Origin of the sequence: Bradyrhizobium sp. CB82 (assembly GCF_029714405.1) — a bacterium.
Lineage (GTDB): Bacteria > Pseudomonadota > Alphaproteobacteria > Rhizobiales > Xanthobacteraceae > Bradyrhizobium.
This window is the reverse complement of record NZ_CP121650.1, coordinates 2,535,263-2,553,458: the sequence shown is the minus strand read 5'-3', so window position 1 is coordinate 2,553,458 and position 18,196 is coordinate 2,535,263. Positions and strand designations below refer to the sequence as shown.

Annotated in this window: 14 protein-coding genes; 6 read left to right on the top strand and 8 right to left on the bottom strand. The window is 64.1% G+C overall.

The features are described from left to right. The first annotated feature begins 45 nt into the window (after nt 1–45). Nucleotides 46–2,340, top strand: a complete 2,295-nt coding sequence (locus tag QA640_RS12330; RefSeq protein ID WP_349253714.1) for a cytochrome c3 family protein — start codon at nt 46–48, stop codon at nt 2,338–2,340. A 40-nt stretch (nt 2,341–2,380) separates the two neighbouring features. Here the strand turns inward: QA640_RS12330 and QA640_RS12325 are convergent, their stop codons facing one another. After that, entirely contained in the window at nt 2,381–3,289 is a 909-nt protein-coding gene (locus tag QA640_RS12325) for a hypothetical protein (RefSeq protein WP_283040894.1), read from the bottom strand. Nucleotides 3,290–3,613: 324 nt separating this feature from the next. Here QA640_RS12325 and QA640_RS12320 point away from each other — a divergent pair, with 324 nt between their 5' ends. The 3 genes from QA640_RS12320 to QA640_RS12310 all read left to right on the top strand — a co-directional run bounded on the left by QA640_RS12320 (nt 3,614) and on the right by QA640_RS12310 (nt 7,100). Further along, nucleotides 3,614–3,895 (top strand): hypothetical protein, encoded by a 282-nt coding sequence (locus tag QA640_RS12320; protein ID WP_283040893.1) that lies wholly within the window; start codon nt 3,614–3,616, stop codon nt 3,893–3,895. 210 nt (nt 3,896–4,105) lie between these two features. Further along, nucleotides 4,106–5,209, top strand: coding sequence for a calcium/proton exchanger (cax, locus tag QA640_RS12315; RefSeq protein ID WP_283040892.1), 1,104 nt, complete (start codon nt 4,106–4,108; stop codon nt 5,207–5,209). 679 nt (nt 5,210–5,888) lie between these two features. Beyond that, on the top strand, nt 5,889–7,100 hold the full coding sequence (locus QA640_RS12310) for a sulfatase-like hydrolase/transferase (protein ID WP_283040891.1): 1,212 nt from the start codon (nt 5,889–5,891) through the stop codon (nt 7,098–7,100). A gap of 128 nt (nt 7,101–7,228) precedes the next feature. Here QA640_RS12310 and QA640_RS12305 read toward each other — a convergent pair whose 3' ends face one another. From QA640_RS12305 to QA640_RS12290, 4 genes are all read right to left on the bottom strand, one after another. Continuing rightward, complete coding sequence (locus QA640_RS12305; protein WP_283040890.1) at nt 7,229–7,468, bottom strand: hypothetical protein; 240 nt, start codon at nt 7,466–7,468, stop codon at nt 7,229–7,231. Nucleotides 7,469–7,502: 34 nt separating this feature from the next. Further along, entirely contained in the window at nt 7,503–8,627 is a 1,125-nt protein-coding gene (locus tag QA640_RS12300; protein WP_283040889.1) for a DUF2336 domain-containing protein, read from the bottom strand. Between the two features lie 319 nt (nt 8,628–8,946). After that, on the bottom strand, nt 8,947–12,630 hold the full coding sequence (locus tag QA640_RS12295; protein WP_283040888.1) for an AsmA-like C-terminal region-containing protein: 3,684 nt from the start codon (nt 12,628–12,630) through the stop codon (nt 8,947–8,949). 133 nt (nt 12,631–12,763) lie between these two features. After that, nucleotides 12,764–13,996: a cytochrome P450 gene (locus tag QA640_RS12290; protein WP_283040887.1), complete on the bottom strand. Its 1,233-nt coding sequence runs from the start codon at nt 13,994–13,996 to the stop codon at nt 12,764–12,766. Between the two features lie 130 nt (nt 13,997–14,126). Between QA640_RS12290 and QA640_RS12285 the strand changes: the two genes are divergently transcribed. Further along, nucleotides 14,127–14,732, top strand: a complete 606-nt coding sequence (locus QA640_RS12285) for a TetR/AcrR family transcriptional regulator (protein WP_283040886.1) — start codon at nt 14,127–14,129, stop codon at nt 14,730–14,732. 124 nt (nt 14,733–14,856) lie between these two features. On the opposite strand, the gene QA640_RS12280 is transcribed toward QA640_RS12285, so the two are convergent. Both QA640_RS12280 and QA640_RS12275 read right to left on the bottom strand, forming a co-directional pair. Beyond that, complete coding sequence (locus QA640_RS12280; protein WP_283040885.1) at nt 14,857–16,173, bottom strand: MFS transporter; 1,317 nt, start codon at nt 16,171–16,173, stop codon at nt 14,857–14,859. A 206-nt stretch (nt 16,174–16,379) separates the two neighbouring features. Further along, nucleotides 16,380–16,589 (bottom strand): hypothetical protein, encoded by a 210-nt coding sequence (locus QA640_RS12275; protein ID WP_283040884.1) that lies wholly within the window; start codon nt 16,587–16,589, stop codon nt 16,380–16,382. Between the two features lie 58 nt (nt 16,590–16,647). On the opposite strand from QA640_RS12275, the gene QA640_RS12270 reads away from it, so the two are divergent. Then, a complete protein-coding gene (locus QA640_RS12270) occupies nt 16,648–17,022 on the top strand; it encodes a hypothetical protein (protein ID WP_283040883.1) in 375 nt (124 codons plus the stop codon). Between the two features lie 64 nt (nt 17,023–17,086). Here QA640_RS12270 and QA640_RS12265 read toward each other — a convergent pair whose 3' ends face one another. After that, complete coding sequence (locus QA640_RS12265; protein WP_283040882.1) at nt 17,087–18,076, bottom strand: hydroxyacid dehydrogenase; 990 nt, start codon at nt 18,074–18,076, stop codon at nt 17,087–17,089. Nucleotides 18,077–18,196 lie beyond the last annotated feature (120 nt).

The following is an 18,196-nucleotide window of genomic DNA, read 5'->3' as shown; positions in this document are numbered from 1 at the left end:
GTTGTCCTTCCACAGCAGGCTCCAGCCGCCACGCCGAAAACCGCCATGTGGTTCGCAATCGGCGCCGGCGTGCTGCCGCTTGTTCTGACCGGCGCGCTGTTCTGGTTCAATGCATCGAATACCTCGATTGAACAACATGCGTCCGCCGAACTAACCTTCGCCGGCAGCCAAGCCTGTAGCGGCTGTCATCAAATGGAAGCCGCCCTTTGGAAAAGTTCGCAGCACCGTCACGCCATGGATCACGCCACCGATGCGTCCGTGCGTGGCGACTTCAATGATGCGGCATTCGAATATGCGGGCACGCGCTCACGCTTCTTCCGGAAGGATCGGAAGTTTCTCGTCGAGACGGACGGACCCGATGGCAAGCTGGCAACGTTCGAGGTGAAATACACCTTCGGGCTCGATCCGCTGCAGCAATACCTGATCGAACTTCCGGACGGCCGCGTTCAGGCGCTGTCGATCGCATGGGATACCCGACCCAAGGACCAGGGCGGCCAGCGCTGGTTTCAGCTGTATCCCGATGGTGCAATCACCCATGACGATCCCCTGCACTGGACGAAGCTGAACCAGAACTGGAATTTCATGTGCGCGGAGTGTCATTCGACCGCCGTGCACAAGAACTACGATGCCACCACGGACCGGTTCGCCACGACCTTCTCCGAGATCAGCGTCGGATGCGAGGCCTGCCACGGTGCAGGCTCGCGACACCTTGCCTGGGCACGCGGGCAGCATGCGGCTGGCGACCAAAACAAAGGGCTGCTTGTGAGATTCGACGAGCGCACCGGCGTCACCTGGTCAACCGACGCCGGGACATTGACTCCGACGCGCACCGCGCCCGCGCCGGCGTTGCGCAAGGAGGTCGAGACCTGCGGGCGCTGCCATGCACGCCGAGGCCAGCTCTCAGAGGACTGGATGCCAGGCAAGTCGCTCTCGGAAACACATCGGGTGTCCCTGCTCGATCGGCAGCGCTTTCACGCCGACGGACAGATGCGTGATGACGAAGAGACATACAACTATGCCCCGTTCAAGCAGAGCAAAATGTTCGCCAAGGGCGTGACCTGCAGCGACTGCCACGACCCGCACAGTGCGGTGCTGAAGGCACCGGCCGATGCGCTGTGCGGACAATGCCACGCAACGGACAAATATGAATCTGCCGCCCACCGGCAACATGCCAACGTCACGCCACCGCCAACCTGCGCCTCCTGCCACATGCCGGAGCGTCGATACATGGTGGTCGATCGTCGCCACGATCACAGCTTTCGGATCCCCCGCCCCGATCTGTCGGTGCAGTTAGGCACACCGAATGCCTGCAACGATTGCCACCGCGACAAGTCCGCTGCCTGGGCGGCGCAACAGGTCGAAACCTGGCTCGGTCCGCAGCGACCCGGCTATCAGACCTACGCGCGAGCGTTTCGTGCGGCCTGGAGCGAAGCGTTTGACGCACAGGCACTGCTCGCAGCCCTCGTCCGGGCAGACGACGTCCCGGAATTGGCCCGGGCGAGTGCGCTGGCCGAGCTTCCGCGGCCAGATGTCGATCTGATCCGCCGCGGCCTCTCCGATCCCGATCCGCTGGTCCGGCTGGGAGCGCTTGATGCCCTGGAAGGTATTCCGACCGACCAGCTATGGGGGCTCGCCTCTCAACAATTGACCGACCCGGTTCGCGGCGTGCGGATTCGAACCGCCGAGGTTCTTGCGTCCGTTCCCACGCACCGCCAGCCTGCGTCCGATCGCGAGAAATTCGGGCGGGCCGCAGCCGAATTCGTGGCCGCGCAAAGATTGAATGCGGATCGCCCGGAGGCGCGCACCACCCTCGGCAGTTTCTTTGTGCATCAAGCCGACGCTGGCGCGGCGGAGGTCGAATATCGGGCGGCACTCAGGCTTGATCCTACGTTTTCGCCTGCCGCGATCAATCTCTCGGACCTATATCGCCAGCTACGGCGCGAGAGTGACGGCGAACGGGTTCTTCGCGACGCTTTATCCGGGTCGCAGCAGAACGCCTCGTTGCACCACGCCCTTGGCCTGGCGCTGGTGCGTGAGAAACGGAACGAGGAGGCGCTCGATGAATTACGTCAAGCGGCTGCGCTGGACCCCGGCCAGTCGCGCTATGCCTACGTGTACGCCATCGGGCTGCACGCAGCAGGCCGCCGCGACGATGCGCTTGCTGTCCTCAAGGCGAGCCTGTCCCGGCATCCCAACGACCGCGACGGTCTCTCGGCGGCAATTGCGTTCAGCCGAGAGAGCGGAGATTTTGCAGCAGCACTGGAATTTGCCGAGCGGCTTGCGCGGCTGATACCTGGCGATCACGCGCTCACACAACTCATCGAGCAACTGAAACATTAGCTATCGCGGCAGCCTGGTCGCCCTGGGGCTGACAAAGCCATCAGCGATCAGGAAGGGGTTGCGAATTGCGCACGGCATAGAGCGGCGTTCTGAGCGTCAGCTGGTAGGCCGGCTTCGGCACCCACATGATTTCAGCGGTGACACCGAACAGGCGGTTGTCGTTGTCGTCCATGCGGTCGAGATCGAGGCGCACGATCGGCTGCGTGAAGGGCTGGATCGGCGCAAGGTTCAGAAGCTGCGCGCCCTCGAATGACTGCACCCCGAAGCGTCCGGTGAACTTCCAATTGCTCGGCCATTGGTAGTAGCCGCCGAGATAGCCGATCGTGTTGGGTCTGACCCTAACCAGCGCATTGCCGACATCGACGCGCGTGTGTTGAACGCCCGCGAGCAATCCCCTCGTCTCGTCCTTGTCCAACGCATATTTGAACTCGAGGATATTGTTGAACGAAGTCGCGGTCAGCGGTCCATTGGGGATCGACTGGGTGATCGTCGACTGCAGCGTCACGGTCGGGAAGCGGCCGCCGTTCTGCTGATAGAGGTCCGCCTGGAAACCGATATTCCAGCTCGTGATGTCAAATGACGACCAGCCGCCGCCTCCAAACTGCGTCGAACTGCCGGAGACGCCAGCGTAGAGCGAGACGGCGTCGGTGACGTCGACGGTGAACGGAAGGTCAACGTTGACCGATTTCGATGACGGCAGGCCCGCCGACAAGGCTGCGCTGTTCGGTCCGGCGAGAGTTTGCACCGCGTTGAAGAATGAGGGATGGCCAAAACCAAACGCCAGAGATCCCGCTGGAATCTGCGCATAATAGGTCCTGAGATCGAGGTACATCGTCGGCACGGCCGGCTTTGTATCGCCGTCGTCCACATCTGCGGCCAACGAGCTTGCCGCCGGACAGATCAGGACGGCGCCGAGGACGGCCTTCAGGGCAATCCGAAAGTCAATCACACCCGGGCTCCCAGTGAACACAAACCGGCTCCGCCGCAAGGTGGCCCCCGATGCGGCAACGCATCTTGTCACGATCGCATCGCCGTGTCCGCAAGGATTCGGATCGCGGTTGCCAGTTGACCCGGGTCGATCCCGGTGAGCATTCGGTTCAGCAGTTTGCGCAACATGGGCGCCGTGGCCAGCCCATACGACAACACCGTTTGACAACCTCGCGCCGACGAGCCGTCCGTGCACCAATTCGGAGGTGGTCCTGCATTGATTTCGGTCAATGGTAGGGCTCGAGGGCATGTCACGTTTTCGCATCGTCCTTCAAAGGAGAGAGCAATGGCCAGACATGCCAAGCTATTTGGACTGCTGGTGACTGCCGCGCTCTTAACGGCAGCCCCACTGTCGTTCCGCTACTCGCAGGCGGTGCCGCTCACCGTGTCCATTGACGTAGCCGAGGCGCGCGTCGGGCGCCCCCTCACGCCCATGAGCGTTGCAGGCGTCAACCGCAGGGTCCATCGGCGCGCCTACTACGGTGCGGCAGCGGCAGGAGCCGCAGCCTATGGTGCCTATGGCTATCGCCGGTCTTGTGGATACTATCCCTATCCGCCCTGCTATTGAGCATCGCATGGGGCTCGCCGGCTCGACGAGCCTCGCCTTTCCCATCGTCCTGCTGACGCGCGTTTGCGCCGCAACTCGCGGACCGACGTTGCGTCACTCAAAATTCATCATCCCCCGGGGCGATTTCGCAGCCTCGCAAGCTATTGAGCTAGATCAATACCGGGCCCGTCTCCGGCGGCAGCGTCGAGGTCTGACTGCGACGGATAGACCATGAATTTGCTGCTCAAGGAAATCCGGCATAGCCCGCTTCTGTGGATGTTGATCTTCGTGCCGGTGGTGATCGCGCTCGAGCGCATCATGCCGGACGCGCATACGCTGCTGTTCGTGCTGGCCGTGATTGCCATTGTTCCGCTCGCGAGCCTGCTCAGCCATGCAACGGAGGCCGTGGCCGAGAAGACCGGTGATGCAGTCGGCGGCTTGTTGAATGCCACGCTTGGCAATCTCACGGAGCTGATCATCGCCATCACTGCATTGCAGGCCGGTCAGTACATGCTGGTGAAAGCCTCGATCGCGGGCGCCATCGTGACCAACTCGTTATTCATGCTGGGCGCATCCCTGTTTCTGGGCGGGCTGAGGCACCGCGTGCAGGAATACAACCGAGCGGGCGGCAGGCTCTATTCCGCGCTGCTCCTGATGGCCACGATTGCCCTGTTGTCGCCCTCCGCCGTTGCCGATCTCAACTTTCCCGGAAGCCAGGCGACGGTGCAGCGCCTGAGTGCCGCCTTGGCGGTCCTGCTGATTGCAGCCTACGGCCTCAGCCTGCTGTTCTCGCTGAAGACGCACAAGGAGCTGTTCGCGAGCAGCGACCATGGCGAGGCAGCCGGCCCGACGCTGCCGGTCGGGGTCGCCGTTCCGACGCTGGGGGTCGTTACCGTGCTGGTTGCGCTCGTGAGCGAGATTTTCGTCGAGTCGGTGCAGAAGGCGGCCGAAACGCTCGGCATGAGCCCGGCGTTCGTCGGATTCATCGTCGTTGCCCTGGTCGGCGCTGCAGCCGAGATGGCTGTGGCATTTGCTGCGGCACGCCGGAACAGGCTCGATTTGAGCGTGAGTATCGCGCTGGGGAGCGCGGCGCAGATCGCCTTGTTCGTCGCACCCGTTCTTGTGCTCCTCAGCTACGTTGTCGGGCCGCAGCCCATGGACCTCCAATTCTGGCCGGGAGCAGTGACCATGGTCATGATCGCCACGGTGGTGACGTGCTTCATCACCAATGGCGGACGATCGGCCTGGTTCATCGGCGCGCTCCTGCTCTGCATCTACGCGATCTTCGCGATGACGCTCTACATGGTCCCGCCGGGTTCGCACGGCCCGGTCTAGGACGCCGGCCCGGATCGGAGCGCGGCTTGCCCGCATGATGCCCGGCGTGGTCTGCAAGACCATTTGACACGTCCGGCAAATCGAGGACGGGCATCCTCACCTTGGGCTGCGGCCTTTGCTGCGCTGCACGAATTTCGCCGTGGCCGGTGGCAGCCCGCGAAGAGCCGGTGATCCCTGCCCAAGAGCCGAATTGAAGAAATCGAATGCTCAGGGCATCCTGCTTCCATGGCTTTGACCTTGGCACTCGTGACGACCATCTGCGCCGTTGCGCTGACAGAGCGCAGCATCGAACACCTGCTGTTTGCGATCGCGGCGCTCTTCCTCAATGCAGCTCTGCTGCTGGTCTTTGTTGCCGATTTCGAGAGAGCGATCCTGCTGTCCGGCATGCTGGCAGTCGCAATCGCCGGTGTATCAATCGTAAAATTCAGACACAGCGCACTCAAATTGATCGTTTCCGATGTGCCGCTTGCGTTTGCAGGCACAGTCCCGTTCTTCGTGTTGCAATACCCGCGCATGATGCTGGGTGTTCTCGTCGCGGGCATCTTGCTCACTTTCGCTTCGATCGCCGTTCTGGTCTACGCCGCCGGATCTCCGATTTCCGTTGCCGTCCGAATTCCCTTGCTCTGCCTTGCACTCATCGGCTTCGCGAAGGCTTCCGCCGATAAGGGGCGCCACGTCCTTGCGGCTGACGCTGACGCAAGGACGGTGCTTCTATTCCACCTTCATGGCCTCGCTCATCGACCCTGCATCCTGGCGGCAGTTCAATGGGCTGGCTCTGAGCGATATCGCGAACGAACCGCTGCCGCTGAAGGAGGCGATGCCTGCGCGCTCCAGCGAACGTCCGGACATTATCGTCATCCAGCACGAGTCGATCTTCGACCCGCGCATTTTTGGCCTGCCGATCGAGCCAATCGTCGAAGCGTTCCTGTCTCCGGCAGACGGGGAATTTGGTCGGCTCAACGTGGACATCTTCGGTGGCGGCTCGTGGCAGTCGGAATTCAGCCTGCTGACCGGTCTTTCGAGTGCAAGCTTCGGTTCGAGTGCCTACTACCTCTTCAAGAAAGGCGCCGGCCGATTCCACAGCAGCCTCCCGCGCTCGTTGGCATCGCTCGGCTACAGGACGACACTCACATCGAGCTGTCGTCGCAACTTTCTCGACTACGATGAATTCTACGGCTCGATCGGCATCGACGAACGCATCTTCATCGACGATTTTCCGCCGCCTTTTGATATCAGACGATTCGAGGCGACAAATTCGGATGCAATGTTCCTCGAAGCGGTGATCGATGCTCATGCCAAGAGGATTGCCAACGACCCGTCACCTCAATTTCTCTATGTGCTGACCAACTTCAATCACGGTCCGCATGATCGGCGGCTGGTGCCGTCCGGGCAGTTTGAAAGGGAGCGCGCCTTTGCCATGGCGAACCTTCCCGATGCCGGATATGCCGAATATTACGCGCGACTCGTGGAGACCGCCTCGACCTGGCAAAAGCTGAAAGAGAGGCTGGCAAGCAGTATTGCGGGGCGCCCCGTTCTCGTCATGCACTATGGGGACCACCAACCCGTATTGACGAGACGGATCGATCGGCACCTCGAGGGCTCGGTCGATAGCCGGCGTCCGTTTCGCACATTCTATGCGATCGAGGCTTTCAATATCCCCCACCTTGCCCCCGGACCGGGCGCGGACCTTGACATCGCTTTTCTTGGAACCGTCGCTTTGCAACGAGCGGGCCTCCCGCTTGATCCGATATTCGCCACGCGTGCGAGCTTACTGGACGATTGCGGAAACACCTACTTTGCATCGGCTTCCGAACGGAAACGTCGATTCCACCGCACGCTCGTGAATCGGGGCTTGATAGACTTGAAGCCGCGCGTTCAGCACGCCCGCTAGTCTAAAGCGCGATGAGATTAGGATGAATCATCATCGCGCTTTAGGTTATTGTTTGAGCATGATCTCCGCGCAAACGCGGTCCGCGTTTGTCGCGAGGGAAAACCGCTTCACACTTTCCGGATCATGCTCTAGCGGAAATAATCCAGCACAAGGTCGAGGTCCGGGCGGCCGGCAGCGGTGCCGTTGAGCTCGGCGTCGATCACGCGGCGGCAGGCTTCCACGGCGGCGTGGTCGCCGAGATCGTTGGCGGCTTCGAGCACGAGCCAGGCCGCGTCGACCGAGGCCTTGTCCGGCTTCGCGCTACCGAGGTCGGCGTTGAGCGGCTTGTTGAGTTTCTTGCGGGCTGCGGTGCCGAATTGAGGCAACATGGCAAATACTCCCCTGCGGTTTCCCGGATAGCGCTCAGTGCATGTGCAGCTCGGCCTGACGGCCGGCCGCGGGATCGGCAGCAGTGCTGTTCTTGCGCGACTGGTAGAATTTCAGGATGCTGCGCGAGGTCTCGATCTTGAGCCTGCCGAACTCGCGCTCGCTGTCCTTGAGCTCGCGCGCGGTGATGAGATGATCCTTGGCGCCGAGGAACAGGAGCGACATCGTCGTGTCCCACGCGAAATCCAGCGCCTTGCACAGCACCAGCAGCATCTCGCGATTGCGGTCCATCAGCGCGCGCTCGATCACGTCGACCGGCAGCGCCGAGAGCAGCGATAGGCCGATCTGCACCTCGTCGAAACGATGCTGGCGCGCATAGTTCGAGATCGAATCCTGGTTGAGGTTGCCCTGGCGATGCTGCGTCGTCACTACGCGCTTGGCGACGAAATAACTGCGCGACGAAGGCCCGAATTTCGACTGCAGGTCGCCGGTAACGTCAGTCACCGAGCTCTGGATCTGCGACATCATCTCCGGCCGTTCGCTCTCGAGCCGGCGGCGGACGTCCTCCGACGCCTTGGCGATGAGCTGCTGGAAGACGTGCCGGGGCACGTCCTTGCGCAGGCCGAGCTGCTCGGCGAGGATCGAATCGCCCTCGGCGCGCCGGACCATGTGCAACAGGCTCGAGCCCGAGAAGCGCGCGCCCTCGTTCTTCGCGACCGAAGTCACGACCTCCTGGTTGCCGCGCTTGACCAGTACATCCGTCACGGCTTCGCCGATCGACTTGCGCTGCGAGATCGCGAGCAGGTGGTCTTGTCCCTTGGTCAGGGCGTTCTCGACAAGCATCTTCTCGTCGAGCCGGTCGGACTCGCGCAGCACGGGGCCGGCGACCGCGATCTCGTCGTCGAAGGCGAGCTGATGCAGCACGTTGAGCGGGGCGTGGTCGCAGGCGACCATCAGCTCCGAGAGCTGCGCCCGCGCCACGACCTCGATCTCGTCCGCGAGCTTGCCGATCACCTCGCCGAACATGCTGATTTCGTCGTCGCGGTAGCGGCCGGTGATCAACAGGTCGGTCGCGTGCCACAACGCACGTGCACGGCTTTCGTTGGTGCCGCGCGCAATCGCGTCATCCAAATCCTGCAGAAGCGATTTCGCTTCGTTCATGGCGAATGTCCCCAGTTCTTGGCGGGCCGCCCTGTCCGCTTGGCAGGACGCCGAATTCCTCTTCCGAACCACGCTAGCCGTCAAACGCGAGAATTCGGTAAAATCGGCAAAGCAGTTTTTCCGAGCAAAATTCCCTAAAATTTGCGCTGATATCTTTACGCCCACGCAAGGGCCTCGCGCCCAACGCGCGATACGATTGAGATGAGTGTCATCGCGCTTCGGGTGATTGTTTGCCCATGATCTCCGCGCAAACGTTCCGCGTTTGTCGCGAGGGAAAACCGCTTCGCACTTTTCCCGATTATGCTCCCGCATGCGGGCTTTAGGGATTGGACTGCGGCACCAGGACCATCGGCGCTTTCGGCTTGGGCCTTGCCGGTGGAGGACCGGGCGCGGGCCTGACCTCGATCGGCGGCGGAAGCGGTGCCACCTGCTGGCTCGCGATCGGCGGGCTTGAAATCGACGGACTCGAGACCGAAGGACTCGGTGCGGCCGGTGCAGCCAGCGGCGGCCGCGGTGTCGGAGCGGCTTTGGGCTCGACCTTCACCTTGGGCTGGGCGCGGCGGGGATCGCGGCCGGGCATCGGTACGTCGACCAGCGGCGGTAGCTCGGGCGCGGCGTCAGGTGACACGAGCCGGGGCAATGCCGCAGTCGCCGGCGGCGGCTCGCCGCGTTCGATGGCATCGAGCCGCCGCGTCTCGCGGTCGATCGTCCGTACCGCCAGCCACGAGGACAGCGGCGTGAGATCGACGGTGCGGTTGAGCTTGTCGGGCGGGCCTGCCGCGAAGAGCTGGATTTCGGGAGGCGCGCCGGAGAGGCCGGTCATGATCGGCGTCAGGCTGGCGCGGATGTCGGCCTGGTCGGCGGGAATGTCGTAGCCGCCGGAGACGATGGCGCGGGCGTTCTTTGCTTCCAGCGTGGTCGCGCCGACGCGCAGGCGGCCGTCGCGGATCGTGAACGGGATCTGCGCCGAGCCGATTGCCAAGCGGCCCGCCGACAGCGCCGGCTCGACGAGCTGCCTGAGCCTTGTGTCGTCGGCGACCTGGCCGCCATCGCTGGCCCGGATCGCGACCTCGAAAGCGCGCGGATCGAGCCCGGTGAGCTCGGCCTGGTCCAACGTCACGGTGCCGTTGCCGGCGAGCGCGCCGGTCAGCGCCGCAATGCTGCGGCCCTGGGCCGACAGCGCCATCTGCACCGACGCGCGGCCCTTGGGGACGGCGAGATTGCGATAGCGCAGCACCGTCGCATCGACATTGGCAAGCTGGATGCGTGCGTTCAGCGACAGGCCGTTGGGGCCTTCGCGCGCGTCGATGCTAGCGGTCATCTCGCCGCCGCCGATGCCGCCCTTCAGCGAATCCAGTGCCAGCGACTGGCCGTCATTGCGGATCATGCCGCTGAAGGGCCGCATCTCGATGCCACCGGGCAATCCGCCGCGCAGGGCCTGGAAGGTGATGCGGCCGCGCCAGCCGCCCAGAAGCCCTGCCGCGAGAGGCTGATCTCTATCGCGTCCGGCCGCGCCGATGGCGACGCTGAGCGCCGGAACCACATCGAGCGTATCGAGCCCGACCTCGCCCTCGATGCTCTTCTCCGGGTCCAGCGTCATCACAAGACGGCCGCGCAGGTGCGAGCTAGATGCGGTGCTGTCGAGATCATCGAAGGTCAGCCTGTTGCCGGACAAGGTCAGGCGCGAGGACAGGTTGACGGTTTGTGCCGACTTCTCGCCCGCACCGATCCCGAACAGCGGCGCGAGGTTGGCGTTGCGGACGCGCAAGTTCACGCTGGCTTTCGGATCGGGCGAGGGCAATTCGAAGCTGCCCTGCGCGTCTGCATCCAGTCCACCGCCCGCGATTTTCGCATTGAGCTGAAGCGGCCGGCCCCAGGCGCCGCTCACTTTGGCTTCGGCTTGCGAAGCCCCCTCGCCTGCCGCGACCACGCGGTCGAGGCCGAACAGGGTCAACAGCGAGCTCGCCTGCGGTGCGGAGAGTTTTGACTCCAGCGTGAAGTCGCTGTTGCGCAGCTTGTCGAGATCGAGGCCGTTGATCGCCGCCGCCAAGACTTGCGCCGACAGCGTCGCCCTTCCCTTCAACTGCGGCGCATCGAGATCGAGCGCGGCACGCGCGTTGGTGCGATCGGCATGCTCGGCATTCTTGTCCAGGCTCAGATCGAGGTTCAGGCGCGTTGGCCCCTGCAGCGCGTCGAGGCGATCGAAACGTGCACTGAACGCCGGCGCGACCGGGTTGATCAGGGCTGTGAGCTGAGACAGGGAATTGGCCGCGGACTTAAGCGTCAGCTTGCCGGTCGCATGCATACGATCGAAACTGCCGCTCGCCTCCGTCGTCACGCCGCTCGCCTGGCCGAACTGCAGCTGCTCCAGCGACAACGTGGTCGGACTATAGCCGAATTTGGCGGCGAACGGCCGCAGCTCCTGCCCGGCCGAGACCGCGCGGCCGACGTCGAGCGACAGTTTTGCCTCGTCCGGCCACTCGCCTTGCGGCCCGGCGAGGCCGCGCACGAAGCTTGCGGCCGCATCGAGGTCGAGCCGGTCGGCCTTCAGCTCGGCATCGATCCGCGAGCCCGTGTTCGCGGCAGTCTGCACGAAGGCGATGCGGCCCTCGACCGCGCCGCCCTCGATCTCGGCCTTCAGCTTGTCGATCGCCAGATGATTGGCGGCGACCGTCACGTCGCCGCTCAGGCGCAGCGGCTTGGTGCTGCGGCGATTGATCTCGCTGCGGCCCTGGAGCCAGCCCACCAGCGTATCGGGATCGCTGGATTCGATGCTGAGCCGGCCGCTGAAGCTGTCGAAGCCGGGGCTGGCGCCATTGAGCGCGACCTGGGTCATGCCCGGCGCGCGCAGATCGAGCCGCTGGAACGTCCAGGACCTGCCGTCGGTCTGCAACTCCGCGGCAATGTTTTGCAGCGGCCGGCCGCCGAGCATGATCTGCTCGGAGCTGAACGAGATCTGCGCCGGGATCGGAGCCTGCGGAATGGCGGCGAGCCCCGCGCGCAGCGCCGGCAGGATGCGCAGCGGCTCGGTGTTGTCCTTGGCCGCAAGCTTGTCGGCATCGAGCTGCCGCGCCGACAGATTCGCACGCAGCAGGGGCGCGGCGCCGAATTTGAGGTCGCCGACGCCGGCGACCTTCAGCGCGGTGTCTTCAGGTCCAAAGCTCGCCTCGATCTGGTCGAACTTCGCAAGCGACGGATCCGCCTTCAGCTTCGTGGTGAGCTTCCAGGGCGTCGGTGAAGCGGCTGTCGGCTTGTCCTTTGACGTGTCCTTGGGTGGAGGCACGGCGAGCGTGAGCGCGCCGTCGAATTTCGGCAACCGGCCGTCAAAGGCGAGCACGCCTTCGAGATCGGCCAGGATCGCGCGCTCGCCGGGATCGATATTGATGTGGAGACGGGTGGCGCTGCCGTCGGGGCTCGGGCCGGAGGAAACGCGGAACGGATAGCGCGTGCCGGAGACGGTGACGTTGCCGTCGCCCCGCACCGAGCCCGCGAGCGAGCGGACGTCACCGGCGAACGCGATGTCGCTCAGTTCCAGCGTCGTGCGGCTGGCGGCATCATGAAGCGCGATGCGGCCGGTGAGGTTCAGCCGCTCGATCGCGAGCGAGGCGAGGTTGAAGCTGCCGCTCGCCGTCGACGGCAGGTCGACCCGGCCCTTGGCATCGAGGCCGAGCTCGGCCGCCATGCCGCTGACCGTCAACTCGGTGGCGCGCCATTCGCCGCGCATCAGCGAAGAGAGGCTGAACTCGACGTCGAGCTTGTCGGCGCGCAGTTTGCCCAGGTCGTTGTTGCCGCCGAAGGTGACCGAGCGCAGCCGCAGCGTCGGCGCCGGCAACAGCCGCGCATCGAGCTGGCCGGCAACCCGCACCGGGACGCCGATGATCCGGGTCGCCTCCGCCTCGAACTGGGGCCGGAACCGGCTCCAGTCGATGAAGTAAGGCCCGATCAGCGCGGCCAGCAGCGCAATGATGAAGGCAATCGCCAATCCGAGCAGCGTCGTCTGCACGGGTCTCCCCTCGGCCAAACCGGCACCCGAGCCAAACCCAAGCCAAATCGAAGCCTAAGCCGCGCCGGAACTGCCCCTTATATAGGAGCAAGTGTGGCGAAGTCACAGCGACTGTTGCGCACGGAGGTTAACGCTACCAGCTCGCCGGCAGCCGCTTCAGGCCGCGCAGGACGAAAGTCGGCCGCCATTCCGGGTTCTCGACATCGTCGACCCGCAAGTCCGGCAGCCGCCTGAGCAGGGTGTTGATGGCGATCTCGGCCTCGATGCGCGCCAATTGGGCGCCCAGGCAGAAATGGATGCCGCCACCGAACGACAGCGGCTTCACGTTCTCTCTGATGATGTCGAGGCGGTCGGGGCGGTCGGGATAGACGGCGGGATCCCGGTTGGCCGAGCCCAGGAGGCACAGCACGGTCTCGCCCTTGGGAATCCGCTTGCCGCCGAGATCGTCGATGTCCTCCAGCGTCACGCGCCCGGTCATCTGCACCGACGAATCGTAGCGCAAGAACTCCTCGATCGCGTTGCTGATCAGCTCCGGCCGGGCCTTGAGCAGTGCCAGCTGGTCCGGATTGCGATGCAGGGCCAACAAGCCGTTGCCGATGAGATTGACGGTGGTCTCGTGGCCGGCGCCGAACAGCAGGATGATGTTGGCGGTCAATTCCTCATTGGTGAGCTTGTGCCCATCTTCCTCGGCCTGCACGAGCTGGGTGGTGAGGTCCTCGCCCGGATTGCGGCGGCGCAGCTCGAAAAGCTGCTGGAAGTACATCTGCGCCATCAGGTTGCCGGCGTTGCCTTGGCGGATTTCTTCCGGAGACAGCGGTACGGGATCGAGCAGCCGGCCGCCATCGCGCGAGCCCTTGTAGAACACCTCGCGGTGATCTTCGGGGATGCCAAGCATGTCGCAGATGATCGTGACCGGCAGGCGGAAGGCAAAATCCTCGATCAGGTCCATGTGGCCGCGATCGATCACCTCGTCGAGCGTCTGGTCGACGATGGCCTGGATCCGCGGCCGCATGTCCTCGACCCGGCGCGCCGTGAAAGCTTTCACGACCAGGCCGCGCAGGCGGGTGTGGTCGGGGGGATCGGCGTGCAGCATCCAGTGGCTCATGCTGCGGAAGACCGGCTCCTCCATGATCTTGGGACCGTAGCGGCGCTTGCTGCGTTCGACGAAATCCTTGCCGAAGCGCTTGTCGCGCATCACGAGGCTCACCTCGGCGTGCCGGCTCGCCAGGAAGGAACCGAACGGGGTTACATGCATCGGATCGACCGTACGCAGCCGATCGTAATAGGGATAGGGATCCCTGATGAAATCGGGGGCCAGCGGATTGAACAGCGGATCGCTTGTTCCCGGCTGCGCATGCTCGTTCATGGTGACCTCAATCGGTTGCCGCATGACATCGAAAACGCAGTTGCCCGGAAAATGTGCGGCGTGACATCGCTGAAAATCAGCAACTCGATACACTGTTGTATCGAGTTGCATTTTGCCGTAATCTGCTTCGATGTCAAGGCTGAGGACCAGGCCGACCAGGGACGACACGCGCGACAAGCTGTTCGACGCGGCTGCCCGCGTGTTCGAGCAGGAAGGCATCGGCGCCGCCAGCATCGAAGCGATCGCCGCCGCGGCCGGTTTCACCCGCGGTGCCTTCTACTCCAACTTCAAGAGCAAGGACGAGTTGATCATCGCGATGCTCGAGGACCATGTCGAGCAGTCGGTCCGGCGAAATCTCGACCTGCTCGCGCAGCACACCGATCTGGACGATTTCATTGCGGCGCTGAGGGCCATGGACCGCAGCCGCCAGGATCCTCTCGGCCGCTCGCCGCTCCTGCACATGGAGATGATCCTCTATGTGGCGCGCGCCGAGAAGCGCAGGCCTGAGCTCGCCAAGCGCCTGCGCGCGCGGCGCAAGCTGGTCGCCGATATCGTGGCGGGCGCGCAGGTCGGCGGCATGAAGGTCAAGGACCCGTCCTGGGCCGCGGCCGTGGTGCTGGCGCTGGAAGACGGTTTTCGCCTGCACCGGCTGATCGATCCGGACACCACACCGGCCGACAGCTTTCTGCGTGCCATCGGCGATCTCCGCCGAGCGATGGGACCTTCATCGCGTTGACGCGGTCTCTGAGAGGCCTGAAATCACAAACGCCATAGTCAGGGCGCGCATTCAGGACCACAAGCGGCATTGTTCGGTCTGATCACAAGCCGTCCGCTTGGCTGCCGGAAGCTGAGGTCTCCGCTTAGGATGACACTCGCTGGCCGGAAACAGCCCCGCGCTGCGCCCTGTGCAGCCGGCCGGCCACGGCCCGCACCTTGCCTGGTGCGGCCTGCCAGATCGACAGCGCCGACAATCCGCTGAGGACCGCCGCGATGGCAAAGGCGAGCGTGTAGTTGCCTTCGAGATCATAGAGGAATCCGGTCACCCAGGGACCCGCCGCCCCGCCAGCGAGCGCAGCGAGCATGATCGTGCCGAAGATGCTGCCCTGGTGCCTGCCCTGGAAGATCTCGAACACCACCGCGCCCATGATCGACGTCAGCCCGTAGCCGAGCGCGCCTTGCGCAAACACCATGACGTAGACGAGCCACAGCGACGGCTGGTATCGCAGCGCGATCAGCGCCGCAAAGCAGATCGCAAAGCCCGCGCAGCTTGCCGCCCAGACCAACTCCCGGCCGATCCGGTCGGAGACATGGCCAAGCAGGATTTGCCCGGGAATGCCGAGCAGGCTGACGATTCCGAGCGCCCACACCGCGACGCTCGGGCTGAATCCGATGTCGAGCAGAAATTTGGTCTGATGCACCTGCACCGCGTACCAGATGTACAGGCCGCAGAAATAGCCGAGCGCGATCCACCAGAACCGCGCCGTGCCGAGCGCCCGCTTCAGAGTCCAGTCGGTGCCGGCCCAGACGGGATCGACGATATTGGAAACGGGCTTTGCCGCGCTCGCCGACGGTGCAGCGTCGCCATCCGCCTGCAAGCCGAGATCCTCCGGTCGCCTGCGCAGCAGCAGGTTGATCGGTGCCAGCGCGATCAGGACCAAAAGTCCCAGCGCGGTGCAGGCGGTGCGCCATCCGCTCTGCTCGATCATGTGCTGCGCCCAGGGCAGCAGCGTCACCGAGCCGATGCCGACGCCGGCAAAGGCAATCCCGATGGCGAAGCCGCGCTTGCGGATGAACCAGTTCGGCAGGAACAGCGACTGGCCGGAATAGCCGAGGCAGACGCTGCCGGCACCGACCATGACGCCGATGGTGACATAGAGATGCCAGGGTTGGCTGGTGAGCGGCGCGAGCAGCAGTCCGCCACCCATCAGCGCGACGCCGACCTCCATCACCGCGCGCGGCCCGGCGATGTCCATCAGCCGGCCGATCAGCGGGCTGGCCACGCTAGAGGCCACGAAGCCGAATGAGAAGGCGCCCGCGGTGACGCCGCGCTCCCAGCCGAACTCGGAGAGGATCGGCGGATAGAACAGCGAGAACGCGGTGCGCGCATTGACCCCCACGGCCATGGTGACGAAGGTCACCGCGACGACGACCCAGCCATAGAAGAACGGAAGCCGCATTGTGTCGGTTTCATCCCTGGACGATCTTTCCGATCATCGGGGGATGCCCGGGTCAAGCGCTTTTCGCGCATGCCCCGGCCACGCTTGCGCCCGGCGCGGCGATGCGTCTCAGGCGGCTTGAGCACTGGCTTGGACCTTGCACTACAGCCTCGCTCTCGTTCGCCGGGGCGATAGCCGACCCAGGCCGAGCCGCCCTTCAACCTGCTTTATCGGCAGATCCTTACCGGCGACACCCAGAGTTTGAAATCAACGTCCAGCATATCCTCATCGAGGGCTGGCGCATCGCCGCCGATGCCGATCAGGAACCGTCGCCTGGCCGGCTCGGCGACGATGGTGTGCAGCGTCTGGGCGTTGCCGTAGTTGTGCTCAGGAGTTTGGCTGCCACCACCCAAGTATCGCAATGGCGAGGCATGCAAGAAAGGCTACTGTCTGGTGCCCGATTTCCATCCAGTACCGGACCGGCGCGGTGTCTCTATGAAAAACCTGACTCGGCCAGCCCAGAAGTCCGTCCACAAGCCAGTCCAGAATACCGGTGCTATGATAGAAGGACGTGATTTTTCTCTCGGCAAGGCCACACCGCACCTTGCGGATGCAATCGACGCACAAATAGATCGCGACGATGCGAGCGACGATCTCATAAAAGAAGAACTGCATTCAAACATCCGTTCATCAAGTCCCGATTGGACGATCAGGCCGTACTCCTCGTCGATCGGCAGGCCAGGCGCAGACATGCATGAGCGCTACTTGGTTTGTAGTGTGGCCGGATTTGGTGTTGGTTCAAAGATTGACCAGGGCGCCGGTGGCGCCTCATGTCAGCTCCGGGACACGAGCGGAAATACCCATGATTGATCGTCAGATTTCCGCCTGATCGCCGGAAAGCTGAGGTCTGCGCCTCATGAGTAGGCGCCCCGGTTCAGGGGGCTCTTCGCGGACGGCGCGTCCAGCTTTCGGCATTGACTGCGCCCGGCGGGACCTCGCCCTTGATGATCGTCTCGACCTGACGCACGGTTTCCAGCGACTGGTATTCGATCGCCTGCGGCGTCAGGCCGCCGACATGCGGTGTGGCGACGACGCCGGGCAGGCGCGCCAGCTCCGGCGTCGGCATCTGGTCCGCCGCGCGGCCGACATCCATCGCGGCGCCGGCGATGCGCCTCTCGCGCAGCGCGGCCGCAAGCGCCGCCTCGTCGACGAGATTGCCGCGCGAGAGATTGATGAAGACGGCATGCCTTTGCATGCGCGCCAGCGCCGCCGCGCCGATCAGATTCTCCGTCTGCTCGTTGGCAATCGCAAGGCAGACGACATAGTCGGATGCCGCGAGGAGTTCGTCGAGCGAAACGTGCCTGATCGCGCTATCGTCGATGGTCACGAAGGGATCGGCGACCAGCACCTCCATGCGCAGCACCTTTGCGACCTCGGCAAGATAACGCCCGATGCTCCCAAAGCCGATGATGCCGAGCTTGCTGCCAGCGAGCTGGCGCCCCATCCGCGCTTCAGGCTTGCGGCCCGCCTGGTAATCCGCCGTCGTTCGCGACACACCGCGCGACAGATCGACCATGAAGCCGAGCGCGAGCTCGGCAACCGCCTGGACGAAGCCGGGACCAGCGCGCGTCACCAGCACGCCAGCCTTTGATGCGGCCTCCACATCGACGTTGCGGATGTCGACGGCGCAGCGAACGAAGGCGGAGAGGCGCGGCAATTGCGCAAAGATCTCGCCGCGGCCTTCGGTCATGCGATCGGCGACGATGATGTCGGCGTTTTCAGCGGCGCGGACGAGGCCGGCGGCATCAAGCGCCTGGTCGCCCTCGTGCAGGATCACCTCGGCTAGCGCCTGCAAGCCTTTGAGGCTGCGCTCGCCGTAATAATTCCTGCGCATCTCCGGCGTATGGGCCAGCAGAACCTTCACGGCGAAAACTCCTTCAGAGCGGAACATTTTGAAATCGATTGGGCCGCGGGCTCTTTCAACCTCTCCCGCTTGCGGGGAGGTCGGCGCGAAGCGCCGGGTGGGGGTTCTCTCCGCACTCGG